Origin of the sequence: Nostoc sp. (assembly GCF_036919495.1) — a bacterium.
Classification (GTDB): domain Bacteria; phylum Cyanobacteriota; class Cyanobacteriia; order Cyanobacteriales; family Nostocaceae; genus Nostoc.
Genome location: NZ_JBALBZ010000049.1, coordinates 1 through 18,256, shown reverse-complemented (window position 1 = coordinate 18,256; position 18,256 = coordinate 1). Strand labels below are relative to the sequence as shown.

Below are 18,256 nucleotides of genomic sequence, written 5' to 3'. Positions count from 1 at the left end.
GTTAGTTGCTTTGGTGATGGAGAGTCACAGAGCAATAGAAGCTATGATGAGGCTGTAGGGTTGACTTAGGAGCGGATTCTTTGGATAAGTAAGTATTAGCACCTGCTGATATCCCCCAGCTAAAATCATCATCTAAAGTCTGGGTATGTCAAGTTTAAGAAAGATGAGCGGTCTAGATTGTCCCTAATAATGCTGTTAAAGAAATTGCCAATCGCTTCCCGGTGCGAAAACTATGGAAAATGACGCGGCAACGCTCTACTGTACAAATGAAAGTTGTCAGGCTGCCAACCCCCTGACTCACAAGTTTTGCCTGCGATGTTCCACGCCCCTAACGAAAAATTACCTCTGGGCTGTGGTAGATGGCCCGAGTGTGGGTAGCCCTGGAGAAATATTAGCCGATCGCTATTTAGTCCTTGATAAATTTCTTCTTTTAGATACCAAACCTGGTTTATTAGCGCTAACGTCTGAGTTAGATAATTTGCAGCCTCTAAAAGCTTACCTGAGACTGATTCCCTACCGTTTACACGTACCGCAGGTATATGGAGCGCTTTTTCTCGGTGACGGGCCTTCCCATCGAGAAATATTACTTTTAGAAAAACCTCCATTATTAGTAGATGACAAAATCCAACAAGTGCAGTTGGCCAGTGAGTTAACCACTGCTTGGCGTGATGCAACATCGATGCGCCAACTCAATTGGTTATGGCAAATAGCTCATCTGTGGCAACCTCTTGCAAGTGAAGGTGTCGTTTCTAGCTTGCTTGACTCAAATGTATTACGGGTAGAAGGATCGTTAGTCCGTTTGTTAAAATTGCGTTTCGATGCCGCAACATTACCAGAATTGCCCCAATTAGGTCAATTTTGGCAGCAGTTGGTTAGTGGTGCTAAACCAGCCATAACTGAATTTATTAATGAGGTTAGCCTTTCTTTAATTCAGGGAAAGATTAATTCAAGCGATCAATTAATCGGAGTTTTAGATCGTGGACTGGCTGGGTTAGGGCGATCGCAAACACCCTCAATCAAAATTATCACCAAAACCGACACCGGGCCAAGTCGCCAACGTAATGAAGATGCGTGTAGCCCACCCAGTGGAACTCTAGTAAGTAAACCACCCCAGCCAACAGCCTTAGCAATTGTCTGTGATGGCATCGGTGGGCACGAGGGTGGCAATGTCGCCTCAAATTTAGCCATTGAAACGATCCAGCAACAGGTACAGCAACTAACAAAAGTTCCCTACGACCACATAGATCCCTCACTGCTACTTAATGACCTAGAAAAGGTAGTGGCAATTGCTAATGACAAAATTAGTCAGCGCAATGACAGTGAAAATCGCCAAGGGCGTCAGAGGATGGGCACGACTTTAGTCATGGCATTGCCTGTTGCTCATGAAATGTACATTACCCACGTCGGTGATAGTCGTGCTTACTGGATTACCCGCCACGGTTGTTATCAAGTTACCCTAGACGATGATGTTGCCTCCCGCGAGGTGCGGCTAGGCTATGCCATTTACCGCGAGGCTGTACAACAAAGTTCTGCTGGCTCTCTCGTCCAGGCTTTGGGCATGGGGCCTAGCACTTCATTGCATCCCACATCTGGGCGGTTTATGCTCGATGAAGATGCTGTTTTTCTGCTCACATCCGATGGTTTGAGTGATTTTGATCGGGTGGAGGAGTACTGGGAAACAGAAATCTTGCCGATTCTAGTTGGGGAAGCAAATATAACAAATGTTGCAGATAGATTAGTTGAAATTGCTAACACTAAGAATGGACACGATAATGTCACCATCGCTTTAGTCCATTATCAAGTCCAATACTGGGAACCAGAAATTACGATTCAAGCCTTCATTCCAGAGAGTTATTCTGCCAAAACTATCGATTTTTCATCCAGGGCGACAGCTCCGACACTTTTAAGTAGCCCAAACCATAAAACTCAGGTGATTCCAGATACTGAGCCTGCCAAAAGGCGCAGTTTACCCCTACAGTGGATTGTTCCGTTAATATTTGTGGTAGCAGCAGGTGCTTTAGGATTGTTCGTGAAGCAAGTGCGACTGCGATCGCCATCAGTCCCCTTGATTTCATCCACTCCCATACCAACTTCAAATCCTACCATCGAAGCAACACCTATACAGCGATCGCTAGCCAACCTTTCTCCTGGCTGGGTAATAAAAACTAACAATCAAATCACCTTGGGAAACAACCAATCACTTCCACCTGGAGCTTTTTTACAAGTTATCAACACAAAACCAAATCCTAAAACTGCTTCGGGAAATTTTTCAGTGTCTATGCGAGTCTGTGCTAATAAAAGCACACAAACTCCAGCTAACACTAATAATCCAGCAGTAACTTCCTCAGTTCCATCAAATTCAAAACCTTTGCCAGAAACAGTATTGCTGGACTTCTCCCAACTAAAACGCTTTGGTGTCTCTGTTTTACCAGAAGATGCAACAAGTCCATGTACACCTGTCACACAACCGCCAGTTACTCAACCACCTGACGACAGCAGTCGAACTTAGTCAAATAATCGATAAACTGGTAGAAACCTGGAATAATAACAGGTAACATCAGAGTAAAAACTTACAAGGTAAAAAAGTAGAAAGTTTTCACCTTGGACAATTCTTATTTGAAATTATTTATTTTAGTTTTTATTTTAATGAATCCATGCCATCCCTGAATTTGGCGATCGCCCGTCTCCGTAACACTGGCACTGACAACTTCGCCATTTGGGTGGTCAAAGCTCCCTATCCCAGTGGCTACGTTTTACGTGACTGTGTATGGCCTGATGAACTCAATCACGTCTGGCAAGAATGGCAGCAACTGTTTGCTGGTCATAGTCACTTAGATATTTCCCCAAACTCAACATCCCAAAAGTCCAACCCATTCCCCATAGATTGCATTTCACCCCCTTCAGGTCAAACCACTGGCCCCTACAGCAGTCGTCTGATGCAAAACTTGGGAATGAATTTATGGCGCTGGGTATTTGATGGGCAAATTCTTGGTAGTCTAGAACGCAGTCGCGGTATTGCTATGGGTCAGCATACACGTTTGCGTTTTCGCCTAGAAATCCGCGACCCGGATCTGATCGCTCTCCCTTGGGAAATTATGCAGCGTGAACCTGGTCAATCAGCTATGTCTCTCTCCCAAGATTTGCTATTTAGTCGCACCAGCACCGAAGTTGACCCCTTACCGTATTTGCAAACTGACCAGGCTTTAAGTATTCTGCTGGTTTTAGGTCATGATGACAAGCTGCAACTAGAACAAGAAGCTGCTATCTTACAGCAAACTCTTGCAGATACATCGGTGGGTGGTAATTCCCACAGATGTGCCCCTTGTATAGTGACTCAACTCTTACAACCAACTCCACAGGAGTTAATTCAAGAATTAGAAACTAGAGCATACAATGTTTTCTTTTACGCTGGACATGGTTTGCCAGGCCCAGACGGGGGGTTACTGTTTTTGCGATCAGATATGCCCCTAAATGGGATAGAATTAGCGCAAGTATTGACTCATACAGGTGTGAAATTAGCAGTTTTTAACGCCTGTTGGGGCGCACAACCAGCTGCTATCAATCATCAAGCTATCCCTGCTAGCAGTTTAGCAGAAGTGTTGATTCGTCATGGTGTGCCTGCGGTTTTGGCGATGCGCGATGAAATCGCAGACCACGAAAGCCACAGTTTTATTCAAGCCTTTACTGAGGCTTTGCGATCGCACAAACCAATTGATGAAGCCGTAGCCCAGGCTAGACAAGAGTTGTTAACACTGTATAAATTTAATCAACCTGCTTGGAGTTTGCCTGTTCTCTACTTGCATCCAGATTTTAATGGCGAACTAATTAAGAATCTGGATGAAGGGATTACCGAACTACCAGACACAGCCATTCCTGATATAGGTTCCCCACTTCCGGCTGCTTCGTTGCGATCGCTTGCCCCAAAAGGTAAAACCTGGTTCCTGCGTTATGGAGTCACCCGCATCGGTCGCACGCAAGACAATGATATTGTTATCCCCGAACCATCGGTATCCAAACGCCATGCCGAAATTTTCTGCCGTAATACTCTTACTGATGCTACATTGGTGCGAAGTTATTATTTGCAAGATTTTTCTACCTACGGGACAACTTGGTTTTTAGGGCCTAATGGTTGGCAACAAATCCTCCGAGAGGAAGTCCCATTGAAATCGGGAATGCAGTTAAAGTTTGGAAGTGCTAGAGCTGAAACCTGGGAGTTTATTATTGAAGACTCTTAGCAGAGCTATTGTAAAAATAAATTTTAGTCTTTAGCATCAACCTTTAAAATCTGTTTTTACTGGAGAAAAATTCAACTGTTTTTGCGGAAATCTATTTTGAGGAATTGTAGTTGTAAAGACGACCAAATAATAATTGTGAGGCAATTAAAAATGGCTAATAAAATTAACGGTTCAGAGACTTTCTCTTCTTTGCCATATAAAGTAGATTTAGAATTATTAGAAGCATTACTGGAACCAGATGATGCTACCTATCCCTGGAATCCAGGTGATGAAGAATCAGAAGCTTATTTTGACGAATTAGAACAACAGTTCGGAATACAAGATTTGCTTGAGGAAGAACTGACAACGCGATCGCAAGATTTTTATAGCCATCTAGATACACTTTGGTCTGGTATCTCTTTAGAGTCAGACAATAATCACAATCCCCAACAAGCACAAGTACTTAATCTTCAAGAAAGATTATCTAGTACTTTTGCCGCCTGTGTCCCGCAAGCATTGCTCAACGCCATCGCCACCAAAGCTGCTGAAATTCTTGCTGCCCAGCAATCAATCGGTGAACAACTGGTTGAGTGTGTTCAGACAGTACTACCAAATTGGGGAACAGAGGATCTTTTAGTTTTGGCTCGTCCTTTTGCTTACGCTATGCGAAGCAGCGAATCGCAAAACGCGGCATCTGCACTCAAGAATCTTCAAAACAGCGAGTGGACGGCTTTATCAGAAGTAGAGAAAGCAAAAGTTACTTTAGCGATCGCTTCTTATGCTTTTAATGAACTCAACAAGTCTGAGTATGAAGCATAACTTGAATGCACTGTCTCTTTTTTCTACATAAATTTCCGGTGCAAGCAGATTTATCTCCTGATAACACTTATGCTCCGATTTTAAACATCCACTAATTCTTACTACTTTTGTATAGTGAGCCTAAAGTAACCTCACAATAAACTGATTATAACATTAGGCCATCTATCACAAGACATAAATATTCAAAAGTAATTAGGCATTGGGCATTGATTATTAATTCTTGTCTCTTGCTCCCTGATCTCCGCCTGCCTCGCCAGATCCTACTGCCCCATCTCTTATTTTGGGCCAAGAAATCGGGTTGCAAAATTTTGCGATCGCGTCGGTGATAGCGCCCGTGCCTTGAGAATTGCTGCCATCAAAAAAGCGTAAGATAACACCCCAACAACTACCAACAGCAAGGCATTGATTGATCCTGTAGCATTCCACAAAGCATGGAGCGCAGCAGCACTAAGATAACCAATAGAGAGAATTTGCCAACTTCTACTGGGTTTGAGGACAGCCAACCCAATAAAGTAACCCAGATAGCCACTATAAGCCATGTGTCCGGCTACAGACCCTAAAATTCGCGGAATTAGCAGTTGCAAACCCGCCAGTTGACCAGCAGCGCCTATACCTACCTGTTGCGTGACATTCTGAGTAATATCTGGCACATATTGTCCGAGAGTTTCCAAGAGAGTGAAGCCTACAGCAGAAGCTGTCCCCAGGAGAATACCATCTAAAGGTTCCCAGATGCCTATGCGTTCCCGCCAAGGTGAAGACAATATTCTACCGATGGCAAACGCCCCTAGTACAGGCAATGCCTTGAGTAATTCCTCCATCAAGCCAGCGCCAAAAAACATCCGCACCAGTAACTCTGTAAAGGTGATAGATTCTTGGGATGAGGGCAAGTTTCCAGGCAAGACGGTGCGAAACACGAAGATAAATAAATCCAACAACGGACTAAGCAAAATCAGCATTGTACCCAGTGCCGCAGCCATTAGCACCCACCAAGGCTTCTGTTTACCGCAAAGTTGATAAACAAAATAGTACGCAGCAAAGGCGATGTAAGTAGCTACAATCACTTGATTTGCTTGGGGCTGACCGACTGTAGCAAACATTAACACTACAAAGATTACAGTCAGTATTCCCGGTACGAGGTAAGCTTTACGGGTTAAATCTTTACCAGTGGAAATAATCGGAAAAAGCTGGGTGAAGCTAACAGAATCTGGCTGCTTTAATTGCGTGTGGCTGTGGTGATTTGTCGCCGAAGGTAATGGTGTAACTTGGTTAACTGTTGTGGCCGGGGTGAGTAAAGTATACTCGTACTCAAAAACGTATTGCGGCCCATCAGCACCTAGAGAAATGCGATCGCCTGGGTGCAATTCCTGACATTCATACAAGCGTTGTCCATTCAAATAAGTGCCATTTGCACTATTTAAATCACAAAGCACCCAGCTGAATTTGCTATCTGGCGATATAGAGAGGGGACGAACCACCGCATGACGACGAGATACCATTCGGTACATCATGGCATCCAAGACAACTTGGCAGCTGGGGTCGCGTCCAATTACCATCTCTTTACTGGGGGGCAGGGAATAGCGAGATTCTGATCCAAAAGCTGCCCCATTACCAGACACTAGCCGCAGAAATGCATTATGTCTTGCGTGTTTGCCTGTCATCGATAAGAAGTGCGTTTCTAAACTAATTCTTCACATAATTTGGCAGCAGGACTAACCTTAGCCACATTAACAGCAGCATTGCTAAATCCACTATAGCTTCACTTTCTGCTAAGAAATTTAAATTTATAGATGCAAAATTTCAAATTGTTTTACCTAACGTAAATAAGTATTCCATTTGCTCTTGAGTTTATCCTAAAACTGGCTTGTTAGGCGGATAAATCAGATTGTATGGGTGGTATACTCAAGACATCCTAACTGCAAATTAAACCCATTGCAATTTATCAAAAAACAGTATTTTTTACTGCATTTTGTTCTATTCCAAAAATATATAATTTTCAGTGCTATTTTGTGAGCTAGTACGGTCTTTTGACAAAAGGAGAGGCTAGCGCCTTCTCTGCTAGAGGCTTTTATACAAAGCGTCTCGTAAAGAAAGGGGTTTCCACACCACTTGCTTTATGCCTCTTAACCTGCCTCGAAGATCGAACCAAAAGATTTCCGGTATATTACCTCAAACAACTGTGGTCAATTCTGGGTGTTCAATCTTAGTTCCAAGTACTGTCAGGAATTCTGCCAACCAATGGGGGTGAGCAGGCCAAGCTGGTGCTGTCACCAAATTACCATCAACTATTGCCCGATCAACAGGGATATCGACATAAATACCTCCAGCACTTTTGACATCTGGGCTACAAGCAGGGTATCCAGTACATCTTTTGCCTTGCAGTACATCAGCCGCCGCTAATAACTGCAAGCCGTGGCAGATGGCAGCAATCGGTTTATTCGTTTGGGCAAAGTAACGGGTGATTTCTAGTACTTGCTGATTCAGGCGGATATATTCTGGTGCGCGTCCTCCGGGAATGACTAAGGCATCGTAGGTTGCAGCTTCTACTTCTGCAAAGGTGGCATTTAAAGTGAAGTTGTGGCCAGGTTTTTCACTATAAGTCTGATCTCCTTCAAAGTCGTGAACTGCTGTCCGCACCTTGTCGCCAGCTTTTTTGTCTGGGCAAACTGCATGGACAGTGTGTCCCACCATTTGCAACGCCTGGAAAGGAACCATTACTTCATAGTCTTCTACGTAGTCTCCAACCAGCATCAAAAGTTTCTTTGCAGCCATATTTTTCCTACCCTCACTTACTAGTCAATAGTGGTTTATTTATTAAATATTAATTGAGAGTTAGCTACATTTAGTGTTAAGCTATGCGTAACTTTCTGATACATTACAGCACAGTTAATGCTGTAATGTATCATTTCAGAGCGTCAAATTAACAAAGTTGTTCTGTTAATGATTATTGACTAATTAAAGCAGATGGAATTCTGCGATCGCTCTCTTAAAATTTTGATTTTCATGTCCTGGGCGGCTGAGTTTAATCAAGGCAAAACGCTGTAAGGGCGTTAAACCTGCCCAATGTTGCTGTGTCAGGGTTACACCTATTTCTTGAGCTTTTTCTTGGAGGCTAGGTGGTAAAGTGGCATCTAGCCATGCGGGATGAGGCTCAATAGGCAATTTTGTAGCTGGGATACCCGTGCGTTGTAGAATTAATTGCTGGATATGCTCGCGGTAAGACTGAATTTCTGTTTCTGTAGCGCAAGGTAATTCGACTAAAGCTTGACGCTCGGCTGTAGTCATTTGATTCCAATCAGACAATTTTAGCTTAATGCCACAGGTATCTAATTTGCAACGCACCTGCATGGGGATACAACGCAGCGAATCAACAAAGTCTGCTTCAAATTCAAAGAAATCTGTCATAAGAAAGTATTCAAAATTTGAACGTTCAAAATTAAAGGTTTTTAACCATCAATGGAAGGTGCGTTACGCAACGTTTCACACCCTATATATACCTAGATTTTTTCATAATCAAATCGGATTGTTATATATCTAACTAAATTGTATGCCAGACGTCTTGAATTTTTAATGGGTATTTTTGGAATTACTAAGACGAATTATCAAATAACTAATTGACAATGCGAGAATAGCAATTCCTAAACCAATTATATCAAGACCTCCAACTTTTTCTAAGTCAAGAATAATAATTTTTCTGGCAACAGCAATTAAAGATGTGACAATAACTAATTCAACTTGAAAAACGTGTTTTCGTAAATAAGCTGTGATATTTTCTAAAATTTCTAAAGCAATTAAAATATTCAAAAATAGCCCAAAAATTTTATACAATGTTGTGTAAAATTTTGCATAAGACGCTGTAAATAACTCTTTAAAAATAAATACTCCTAAATCCCCGATTGCTACCAAAATTACGATCACCATAAAAATAGATAGAACTTTAGAAACTATCACTTCTATGTTTTCAATGATGTACATGAAGTTCTCATCTTTGGTAGCTCCTAGAATTTGCCTCATTAACTTTTTCATCTGCTGCACCCAATTTTTAAACAAAATAAAATCCCATAGATAAATCTAGAGGATTAAAATAAGATGATTTCTAATACTATCTGATTTTTATTTTTTACCATAGCTGAACTCGGCGCTAGTCAAACCTCCGGTTATTATAAATTTAACCTCTTCAAATATGGTAATTGGTATAGGTCAATAGTAGAGAGCTATAAAAAATAATAATCACTATTGGCTATTGATTATTGACTAAATTACCTATTGGTGATTATTAATTATCTCTTAAGCAGTAAACTTAGGAGTTTACCATTGTGAGGATTGGAGTTGATAATCTTTGACTGTAACTTCTACAGAGATTGGTATCAGCTGTACAGCACAAGCTTTTAATTCTGGTTGCAGCGAATCGGGACAAGATTCTGGATGGGTTAGGGCGTTGGCTTCGGCATTATCTGCCCACAGTGAACCCCAATGCATGGGGACAAAAACTGTACCAGGCGCGATCGCTTTTGTCACTTTAGCAGGAAACTTCGCTTTACCCCGACGCGATCGCACTTCAACATACATAGTATCTACAATACCTAACCGAGCAGCATCACGGGGATGAATTTCGATAAACGGTTCGGGATGCATTTTACAAATTTTTTCAATTCGCCCGGTACGTGTCTGCGTATGCCAGTGTCCGTAAAGTCGCCCGTTAGTTAGCACAAAAGGATAATCTGGATCTGGTGGTTCTGCCAATCCCTTTGAGTAATATGCTCCAAATCGAGCGCGTCCATCAGGGGTGTGGAAACGCAAGTTAGTATATAAGCGTTTCCCAGAGCGATTGGCAAATACTTCTCCCCCTGCTTCCCCTACTCCTCTACTCTCCCTGCTCTCTTCAGGGTGAGGCCATTGAGTCGGGCCTTTAGCTTGTAATTGCGCGTGGCTGATACCCGTCATATCGCAGGGGCGAGTTTTAGTTAGTTTCACAAACTCAGCATAAACTTCGGCGGAGTTAGCAAAGGCAAACTCTTTCTCAAAACCTAATCTACGTCCAACTTCGGCGAAAATTTCCCAATCTGCTTTAGCTTCTCTTGGCGGTTGGCGGAATGCTTGACACAGAGTTACTACCCGTTCGGAGTTTGTCATCACACCAGTTTTTTCACCCCACTGGGCGGCTGGTAGCAAAACGTGAGCATAAGCAGAGGTTTCTGTAGGATAATATGCGTCTTGGTAGATAGTGAAAGGCGATCGCAATAACGCCTTCTTTGTGCGCTCCAAATCTGGCATACTCACAGCTGGATTAGTCGCGGCAATCCACAGTAACTCTACAGCGCTATTTTCCAAGCCAGTAATCATATCCCAAGCAGTCAAACCCGGATTGGGCGAAATCTGTCCTGGCTTAAGTCCCCAAAACTGCTCAACTTCTGCTCGGTGCTGAGGATTTTTTACCGTCCGATAACCCGGTAATAAATGCGCCAAACCTCCGGCTTCCCGTCCTCCCATTGCGTTCGGCTGACCAGTGAGGGAAAAAGGCCCAGCCCCAGGTTTGCCAATTTGTCCTGTCATCAGGTGCAGGTTAATGATAGTTCTTACCTTAGCCGTCCCTTCTGAGGATTGATTTACACCCATTGACCACAAAGAAAGTACCCGCTCTGATTTACCCCAATAGCGAGCTGCTGTTTCTAAATCTTCAATACTGATTCCACATTGACGAGCTACTATTTCTGGGGGATAGTGGCGAATTACTTCAGCATAAGCCGGAAAGTTGCTGGTGCAGTCGTCCATGAACATGGTATCAATGTAGTTCCAGCGCATTAATAAATGTGCGATGCCGTTTAACAAGTCGATATCTGTACCGGGACGAATTGCTAAATGCAAGTCAGCAGCTTCTGCGGTTGGTGTGCGACGGGGATCGACCACAATCATTTTGACTTTGCGGTTCTTTTTGTGATATTTTTCTAGCCGATTAAAAACGATAGGGTGACATTCGGCTGTATTAGTACCAATTAAAAATGCACAATCAGTTAACTCCAAGTCATCGTAACAGCATGGAGGGCCATCTGAGCCAAAGCTTTGAATGTAGCCAGCCACCGCACTAGACATACATAAGCGAGAGTTAGCATCAAAATTATTAGTACCCAGACAGCCTTTCATTAGTTTCTGGGCTATGTAATAATCTTCAGTTTGAAACTGGCCAGAACCATACATACATAAGGCTTCTGACCCTTGGGTGAAGCGGATAGTTTGAATGCGCTGCGTGATGATATTAAAAGCTTCATCCCAACTAACGCGGCGAAACTCTTGATCTAAGGAGTCTCGCACCATTGGGTAATGTAATCTATTTTTATCTAAAGATTCTGCGATCGTTGCGCCTTTGACGCAAACCATTCCTTGACTAGATGGATGGGCTTTATCACCGCGCACCCGCCAAGTTGGAGTTCCTTGGCTATCTCGATTAGTTGCTTTGCCAAGTTGGGCTGGGGGTGAAACTTCTAAACCACAGCCGACACCACAGTAGGGACAAAGGGTTTTGGTAAATTCACTCATGGCTGTTGTACCATTTTGTTATTTTGATTTTGCAACCTCAGATGTAGCGCCAGGTTGAGAAATTTGTGTTTTATGCAAAAACTCTTTGAATTTGAAATTCTTATTCCTTTGCGTCCTTTGTGTCCTTTGCGGTTTGTTTTTTCATAAATCTGAAGATAGGAATAAGAGAATGAGTAAACGAACCACGAAGAACGCAAAGAGCGCAAAGCTAAGAAGGTAAGAAAGGGTTTTTGCATCAGTACTGTTAATTTTTAAAATATCTCAGCGCAGAGAGAAGAAAAAAATCATGAATTAGGATTGCTATGGAAGGATGAAGTCTAAAGTTCCCTAATTCAGATTTGATAGTGAATTTTTTACTTCATCCTTCAGTTGATTATTCTTCAGTTAAGAAAATGGAGTTTTTAGTTGCTGTTTCTGGTAATTCATCTTCATAAGCAGCGGCAAAGGAACCTTTTGGTTCTTTGAGGAAGAAGGCGCACATGAAAGCACAGACTAAAGCAGCTATACCCATTGTGCTAAACAGCGTTGGAGCGTCGGTTAAGCTAAAAATTGTCAGGTAAACTACGCCGCCAAAATTACCGTAGGCTCCCACATTACCGGCAATTTGTCCAGTGGCTTCTTTCTTAATTAGGGGTACGATGCTATAGGTTGCACCGCAGCCGGCTTGGGCAAAGTAAGCGGCAAACATTGTAACTGCGATCGCTAGCGGAATCGGCCAGTTACTACTAATAAAATGTGCGATCAAATAACTAACACCAATGCCAGCACTGATAATTGTCATTGTCCACTTTCGGGAGCTAAATTTATCAGAAATTAAGCCACCACTGGGACGAGAAATTAAATTTAAGAAGGGATAAGTAGCAGCAATCATCCCAGCTATAACATGCTCTAAAGCAAAAGTTTTTTCAAAAAATGCCGGAAGCATGGAAACGGCTGCCAGTTCGCTACCAAAACTAGTTATGTAAGTAAATTCTAATAAAGCTACTTGACCAAATTGGAAACGTTCAGATGGAGCGTAAGTTTTCTCGCCAATTAGAAGTTCTCGGTTTACCTGCCAAGCTTTGTAACTTTGGTAAACAAATAATCCTGCTAATAGCAACCAAGCTAGGTACATTTGGCTCAAAGTTAGGAAGTGAATATTTTTTTGTTCTAAGCGCCAAGCTAATAAACCTAGAGCGAAAATCAAACCAAAATTCGAGACAATCATTGCCCAGAAGCTTTTAATACTGGTCACTTCTAGAGAACCATTTTTCTTAGGTTTCTTGTAGACTTTACCTGTGGGCGTATCTTGGACGTTATTGTAATAAATTACGCCATAGATGGCTGTAATGATCCCTGTAAGTGCGATCGCAAACCGCCAGTTAGAAGCACCACCAGCAAAAAAGCTAGTAGAAACTGCAATCATCGGTAAGGCAAACTCTGCACCAAAAGCCCCAAAGTTACCCCAACCGCCATAAATGCCTTGAGCAATTCCCATCTCCTTCGGCTGGAACCATTCCGCCACCATGCGGATACCCACAACAAACCCAGATCCGACAATTCCCATCAGCAAACGACTGATAACTAATTGATTAAAGTCTTGCGCTAGTGCCGTCGCCAAACAAGGAACAACCGCAAACATCAGCAACATTGAGTAGGTGATTCTGGGGCCAAAACGATCCAGAAGCATTCCAATAATTAACCGGGCGGGAATTGTGAGAGCAAGGTTACAGATGCCTAAAGTTTTGATTTGCTCTGGTACTAGATGTAGTTCTCTGCCAATGGTTGTAGCGAAGGGAGCAAAGTTAAACCAACAAACAAATGTCAGAAAGAAAGCAAACCAAGTCTGATGTAAGATACGGTAGCGATCGCTGAACGAAAATAAGTTTTTAAGCATTCTAATCTTTCTAATTGAATAAAATACGGAGAAGATAAGCCTTTTTACTCGGAAGTTGCACCTTTGAACTCGGAGGTTGAGCCTTTGAACTTGGAAGTTGCACCTTTTTACTCGGAGGTTGAGCCTTTGAACTTGGAAGTTGCACCTTTTTACTCGGAGGTTGAGCCTTTGAACTTGGAAGTTGCACCTTTTTACTTGAAAGTTGCACCTTTGAACTTGGAAGTTGAGCCTTTGAACTTGGAAGTTGCACCTTTTTACTTGGAAGTTGCACCTTTGAACTCGGAAGTTGCACCTTTGAACTCGGAAGTTGAGCCTTTAAGGTTGAAATATGAGTTTTGCTCAATCCCCCATGCCCAATGCCCAATCAGTTCCTAACTAGTAGAGCTTCTTGCTTGAGTTTTGCCCCAAAGTTTTTGATCAGTAAATCTTGTAATACTGGCTGCAAGTCTTCGCATGGTATGCCTTTGATGACGCAAGTTCCCAAATGGGCATCTTTGCCGACTTTGCCACCCATATATATGTCAACACCTTCCAAGGTTTTGCCATTTTTGCGAGTTTTAGTTCCCATCAAGCCGATGTCTGCAACTTGGGGTTGTCCGCATGAGTTGGGGCAACCTGTCCAGTGAATTCGGACTGGATTGGTAAAGGTTAAGTCTTCTTCTAAGGCTTTAATCATTGCCAGGGCGCGGTTTTTGGTTTCGATGAGGGCAAAGTTGCAAAATTGTGCGCCTGTGCAGGATACTAGCGATCGCGTCAGCAAACCTGGATCAATAGAAAACCTTTCTAGCAAAGACTCTGTTAAAAATGTTGCTAAACGCGAGTCAGAAATGTTGGGAATAACGATGTTTTGCTCAACTGTGAAGCGGATTTCGCCACTGCCGTAAACTTCTGCAAGACGGGCAATTTCAAACATATCTTCGGCATACAGCCGCCCGACGGGAATGTTCAAACCTGCGTAATTTAATCCTGCTTGTTTTTGTTTATATACCCCGATATGGTCGCGTTTTTCCCAGTCGATTTCGTCTTTTGCTGCTGCGGGTAATAATGATTTACCCAAACGGCTTTCTACTTCTGCTCGAAACTTTTCTACACCCCATTCATCAATTAGCCACATTAGGCGCGATTTTTGCCGATTAGCACGCGGGCCATGATCGCGAAAGACTTCCAAAACGGCTCTACATACAGCAACTACATCTTCGGGAAGTACCCAAGCATTTAAAGGAATCGCCGCCTCACAACGTTTAGCTGAGAAAAAGCCACCCACAATGATATTGAAGCCAAAAACTTTTTGGGGAGTAGGGAGTAGGGAGCAGGGAGTAGGAGATTGTTCATCATTCCCTACTCCCCATTCCCCACTCGCTTCCTTAAATGCTGGAACAAAAGCTAAATCGTTAATTTCAGCATGAACTGAATTGTCTCGTCCACCTGCGATCGCAATATTAAACTTCCGTGGTAAGTTGCTAAACTCTGGGTTCCCTTGGCCTTTGTTGGTGAGCATATCTTGAATTTGCTGTACCAACTCTCGTGTGTCGTACAACTCATCCGCATCCAACCCCGCCACCGGATCGCCTGTGATGTTGCGGACGTTATCCATCCCTGACTGGATAGTGGTTAAACCAACTGCGTGAAATCTATTAAAGATATCTGGTAAATCTTCAATTCTGATCCCCCGTAATTGGATATTCTGTCTCGTAGTAATATCAGCGCAACCATCATCACCGTAACGTTGCACTACTTGGGCTAAAACACGCATCTGGCTACTGCTGAGAATACCGTTAGGCATTCGCAACCGCATCATAAACTTACCTGGGGTGACTGGGCGAAAAAACACACCCACCCACTTGAGCCGATGATCGCGATCGGTTTCGTCCATTGCTTCCCATCCCAAGGCGGCAAATTTCTCTATCTCATCCCTGATTGCGAGTCCATCTTTTTGAGCCTTGAATTTCTCGAACTTGTTGAGGCTGGTAGTCTTAGTTGTTGTGTCTGTCATGAGCCTGGCTCTCGTTTAAACTACTGAATATGGTGATAATTGCCCAATCTCAATCAACCCGTAGTTCCATCTGTTGTATCTACGAGGATTTTGACTTTTTACCGCATCTGGAAAACCTCACTTCTATTTCTCTCTTCCTTTAAGGAGAGAGACTTTGAATTTTCCCCCCTTCCCGCGACGAGTTGGGGGTTAGGGGGTTAGGTTTTTGGTGGATTCCACATAACGTCAAAAGTTAGACAAAGGTTAGGAAATAAAAACTTAATATTTGCTTACGGTTGATTATTTTTACTTCAGAGCATTCAAAGCGAAACTCCAAATCCGTGATTCGTTAAGGAAAAGTTGTTGCCATTTACATCTTGGAAATTTGTCAAACAGATTCAGATAATGTTCATGTAACAATTTCGATACTTATAACTTAAAGCCAGATTTCTGTTAAGATCGTATAAATAGCTACGGTTTTTTGGTAAGATTGCTGAAAAAGGATAAATAATATGCATTTTTTGCATCAAAACCAGCCAATATCTTACGCAAACCTTTAATTACGAGTATTTGAAACGATCAAAGAGATTTTGGATTGCCATAAATTAATCCTGAATCCAAAATTGAGTGGCAGATGTTAGCTAAAACTTAAATATTATTTCAGCAGCTATGAAACGTCGTGATTTTATTAATTGGGTAGGTTTGGGTTTGATAGCGAGTTCTCTACCTGTAGCGATCGCAGCTTGTTCTTCTCAAACAACCCCAGTATCTAAGGATTGGCAAACAGTCGGTACATCGGCAGAATTAGATAAAACTGGCCAATTGCTGGCTAAAAACTCACCTGCTGGGCCTGTGTTAGTAGTCGGTACATCTAAAGGTGCAAATCTGACAGCAGTTAACCCTACCTGTACTCACGCAGGTTGCACAGTGGGATGGATAGCTGAGGCAGAAAAATTCGCCTGTCCTTGTCATGGTTCGGAATTTGGAATTGACGGTAAAGTGCAAAAAGGCCCAGCGACAGAAGCGCTTAAAACTTATGCCGCCAAGATTGAAGGTAATTCAGTTCTAGTCAAGCCAAGTTAATAATAATTCGTAGTATGCACTTTAGTGCTTAAATCAAAGCTAAAACTCTCACTACGAGCCGAACTAAATAGATGTAATGATGTACTAAAAAGCAGAGTAAGGACAAAGCAAAATAGCAATTTATTTCCGATTTTGTGCTTTTGTTGTATTTATATTAATTCAAAAATCAGGGTATGGTGAGTAATATCAACCAGCTTTTAGTGCAAGCCCAGACAGCATACGATGCAGCTGATTGGTCATCACTAATTCAATATTTACAACAATTAATTTTAGGGACAGATTCTGAGCATCCAGAAATAGTTAAAAATCGAGAATATCTACTGAAATTAATACTTGCAATCTTAGAGATGGGCGATTTTCAGCAACGCTGGGAAATTACCAAGGTGTTAACTCGCTTGGGAAATATTGCCATCCCACCACTCATTGAGATATTAGAAGACGAAGATGCAGAGGAAGAATTACGCTGGTATGCAGCACGGACTTTAGGCGAATTTCAGCACCCAGAAGCCATCGCACCCTTAGTTGAATTATTGAAAACCGATGAGGATGAAGAAGTTAAAGCGATCGCAGCTACAGCGCTAGGACAAATGGGTACTGTTGCGATTACTTCATTAACTGAACTTCTAGCAGATGAAGATACAAGGCTTTTAGCAGTGCGATCGCTTTCCTGCATTCCTCAAACAGAAACCATCACACCATTATTGAGTGTAGTGCAAGATCCACAAGCAACAATCCGCATGGCTGCAATTGAAGCCCTCAGCAGCTTTCATGACGAACGTATACCACCGATATTGTTAAACGCTTTGGATGATATAGCCGCCACAGTTAGGCGTGCAGCAATACTTGGTTTAGGTTTTCGCCCCGACTTACGCGAAGCATTAGATTTGGTGAAGAGATTACAACCCAAGCTTTACGACTTTAATATTGATGTTTGTTGTGCAGCCACAGTTTCCCTTTCTCGAATGGGTTGTGATGACGCAGCCCAGCAATTATTTAAGCTGCTAATATCACCCCATACACCGCTACCACTGCAATTAGAAACCATCCGCGCTTTAAATTGGCTGGGGACGTTATCTAGTTTGGAATATTTACAAACAGCATTTAATCAAATCACTTCAGAGACACTTTGGCAAGAAATTGTTACAGTTTTCGGGCGAGTGCAAAAGCCGCAAACTACACAAGCCGCAGAAATATTATTGCAAATCCTACGATCGCACCATCCAGCCATAGAGATTGTCAGTATCAAAAGTGCGATCGCTTTATCTTTAGGGCAGTTAGGCGAAATGCAAGCTATTGAACCATTGATTTCGCTGCTAGCTGATTCTAATGCATCAGTGAGACTACACGCGATCGCAGCACTAAAAAATTTGGATAGGGAAGCCGCATATCAAGAATTGCAGCAGTTAGCAAAAAATACCGCACTCACACCAGATTTGCAACAAGGAATAGCGATCGCTCTGGCTGAGTGGTAATTTCGTCAAATGGCAACAAGACTGATTTGTATCAGCAAATGTATCAAACCCAGATTTCACAGTTATAAATGGTCTGTCAAGGTATTTTTCAAATAACTCTATAAGGATTTTACTATAAACACCCTCTGATAAATATTATCCTCACAATCAAGGACTTATGGCTTTTTGAGCGGCAATATGTCATCAAACCGAGTATAAGTAGGTGGGCGGGAAAATTTATAACTATGTAACGAAAATTTAACCAGAGAAATTAGAGTTAAATTTAATACGTCGCGTACTGTAGTTGCCT

The 18,256-nt window shown here is 42.4% G+C and carries 13 protein-coding genes; 6 read left to right on the top strand and 7 right to left on the bottom strand.

What is annotated here, in order from left to right:
• Nucleotides 1-232: 232 nt before the first annotated feature.
• From V7K25_RS06385 to V7K25_RS06375, 3 genes are all read left to right on the top strand, one after another.
• Nucleotides 233-2,509 carry a PP2C family protein-serine/threonine phosphatase gene (locus V7K25_RS06385; protein WP_335156131.1) on the top strand — a complete coding sequence of 759 codons (2,277 nt, stop codon included), beginning with the start codon at nt 233-235 and terminating at the stop codon, nt 2,507-2,509.
• A gap of 145 nt (nt 2,510-2,654) precedes the next feature.
• On the top strand, nt 2,655-4,235 hold the full coding sequence (locus V7K25_RS06380; RefSeq protein ID WP_335156129.1) for a CHAT domain-containing protein: 1,581 nt from the start codon (nt 2,655-2,657) through the stop codon (nt 4,233-4,235).
• Nucleotides 4,236-4,385: 150 nt separating this feature from the next.
• Nucleotides 4,386-5,033 carry a hypothetical protein gene (locus tag V7K25_RS06375; RefSeq protein ID WP_335156127.1) on the top strand — a complete coding sequence of 216 codons (648 nt, stop codon included), beginning with the start codon at nt 4,386-4,388 and terminating at the stop codon, nt 5,031-5,033.
• Nucleotides 5,034-5,308: 275 nt separating this feature from the next.
• Here V7K25_RS06375 and V7K25_RS06370 read toward each other — a convergent pair whose 3' ends face one another.
• The 6 genes from V7K25_RS06370 to V7K25_RS06345 form a co-directional block, all read right to left on the bottom strand.
• A complete protein-coding gene (locus V7K25_RS06370) occupies nt 5,309-6,691 on the bottom strand; it encodes a PrsW family glutamic-type intramembrane protease (protein WP_335156125.1) in 1,383 nt (460 codons plus the stop codon).
• Between the two features lie 508 nt (nt 6,692-7,199).
• A complete protein-coding gene (locus tag V7K25_RS06365) occupies nt 7,200-7,802 on the bottom strand; it encodes a DJ-1/PfpI family protein (protein WP_335156123.1) in 603 nt (200 codons plus the stop codon).
• A gap of 183 nt (nt 7,803-7,985) precedes the next feature.
• Nucleotides 7,986-8,435, bottom strand: a complete 450-nt coding sequence (locus V7K25_RS06360; RefSeq protein ID WP_335156121.1) for a nitrate reductase associated protein — start codon at nt 8,433-8,435, stop codon at nt 7,986-7,988.
• A gap of 162 nt (nt 8,436-8,597) precedes the next feature.
• Nucleotides 8,598-9,056 (bottom strand): phosphate-starvation-inducible PsiE family protein, encoded by a 459-nt coding sequence (locus V7K25_RS06355; protein ID WP_335156119.1) that lies wholly within the window; start codon nt 9,054-9,056, stop codon nt 8,598-8,600.
• A 282-nt stretch (nt 9,057-9,338) separates the two neighbouring features.
• Nucleotides 9,339-11,564 (bottom strand): molybdopterin oxidoreductase family protein, encoded by a 2,226-nt coding sequence (locus V7K25_RS06350; protein WP_335156117.1) that lies wholly within the window; start codon nt 11,562-11,564, stop codon nt 9,339-9,341.
• A 373-nt stretch (nt 11,565-11,937) separates the two neighbouring features.
• On the bottom strand, nt 11,938-13,440 hold the full coding sequence (locus V7K25_RS06345; RefSeq protein ID WP_335156115.1) for a NarK family nitrate/nitrite MFS transporter: 1,503 nt from the start codon (nt 13,438-13,440) through the stop codon (nt 11,938-11,940).
• Nucleotides 13,441-13,524: 84 nt separating this feature from the next.
• Between V7K25_RS06345 and V7K25_RS06340 the strand changes: the two genes are divergently transcribed.
• On the top strand, nt 13,525-13,815 hold the full coding sequence (locus V7K25_RS06340; protein ID WP_335156113.1) for a hypothetical protein: 291 nt from the start codon (nt 13,525-13,527) through the stop codon (nt 13,813-13,815).
• Here V7K25_RS06340 and V7K25_RS06335 read toward each other — a convergent pair.
• A complete protein-coding gene (locus tag V7K25_RS06335; protein ID WP_335156111.1) occupies nt 13,805-15,433 on the bottom strand; it encodes a ferredoxin--nitrite reductase in 1,629 nt (542 codons plus the stop codon). The two genes, V7K25_RS06340 and V7K25_RS06335, sit on opposite strands and share 11 nt — an antisense overlap.
• A gap of 648 nt (nt 15,434-16,081) precedes the next feature.
• Between V7K25_RS06335 and V7K25_RS06330 the strand changes: the two genes are divergently transcribed.
• A complete protein-coding gene (locus V7K25_RS06330; RefSeq protein ID WP_335156109.1) occupies nt 16,082-16,495 on the top strand; it encodes a QcrA and Rieske domain-containing protein in 414 nt (137 codons plus the stop codon).
• 173 nt (nt 16,496-16,668) lie between these two features.
• Nucleotides 16,669-17,967: a HEAT repeat domain-containing protein gene (locus tag V7K25_RS06325; RefSeq protein ID WP_335156107.1), complete on the top strand. Its 1,299-nt coding sequence runs from the start codon at nt 16,669-16,671 to the stop codon at nt 17,965-17,967.
• The last annotated feature ends 289 nt before the right edge of the window (nt 17,968-18,256 follow it).

What these genes read in the sequence shown, in the direction of transcription:
- V7K25_RS06385 (WP_335156131.1), top strand. Translation starts at nt 233, where the DNA reads ATGGAAAATGACGCGGCAACGCTCTACTGTACAAATGAAAGTTGTCAG.
- V7K25_RS06380 (WP_335156129.1), top strand. Translation starts at nt 2,655, where the DNA reads ATGCCATCCCTGAATTTGGCGATCGCCCGTCTCCGTAACACTGGCACT.
- V7K25_RS06375 (WP_335156127.1), top strand. Translation starts at nt 4,386, where the DNA reads ATGGCTAATAAAATTAACGGTTCAGAGACTTTCTCTTCTTTGCCATAT.
- V7K25_RS06370 (WP_335156125.1), bottom strand. Translation starts at nt 6,691, where the DNA reads ATGACAGGCAAACACGCAAGACATAATGCATTTCTGCGGCTAGTGTCT.
- V7K25_RS06365 (WP_335156123.1), bottom strand. Translation starts at nt 7,802, where the DNA reads ATGGCTGCAAAGAAACTTTTGATGCTGGTTGGAGACTACGTAGAAGAC.
- V7K25_RS06360 (WP_335156121.1), bottom strand. Translation starts at nt 8,435, where the DNA reads ATGACAGATTTCTTTGAATTTGAAGCAGACTTTGTTGATTCGCTGCGT.
- V7K25_RS06355 (WP_335156119.1), bottom strand. Translation starts at nt 9,056, where the DNA reads ATGAAAAAGTTAATGAGGCAAATTCTAGGAGCTACCAAAGATGAGAAC.
- V7K25_RS06350 (WP_335156117.1), bottom strand. Translation starts at nt 11,564, where the DNA reads ATGAGTGAATTTACCAAAACCCTTTGTCCCTACTGTGGTGTCGGCTGT.
- V7K25_RS06345 (WP_335156115.1), bottom strand. Translation starts at nt 13,440, where the DNA reads ATGCTTAAAAACTTATTTTCGTTCAGCGATCGCTACCGTATCTTACAT.
- V7K25_RS06335 (WP_335156111.1), bottom strand. Translation starts at nt 15,433, where the DNA reads ATGACAGACACAACAACTAAGACTACCAGCCTCAACAAGTTCGAGAAA.
- V7K25_RS06330 (WP_335156109.1), top strand. Translation starts at nt 16,082, where the DNA reads ATGAAACGTCGTGATTTTATTAATTGGGTAGGTTTGGGTTTGATAGCG.
- V7K25_RS06325 (WP_335156107.1), top strand. Translation starts at nt 16,669, where the DNA reads ATGGTGAGTAATATCAACCAGCTTTTAGTGCAAGCCCAGACAGCATAC.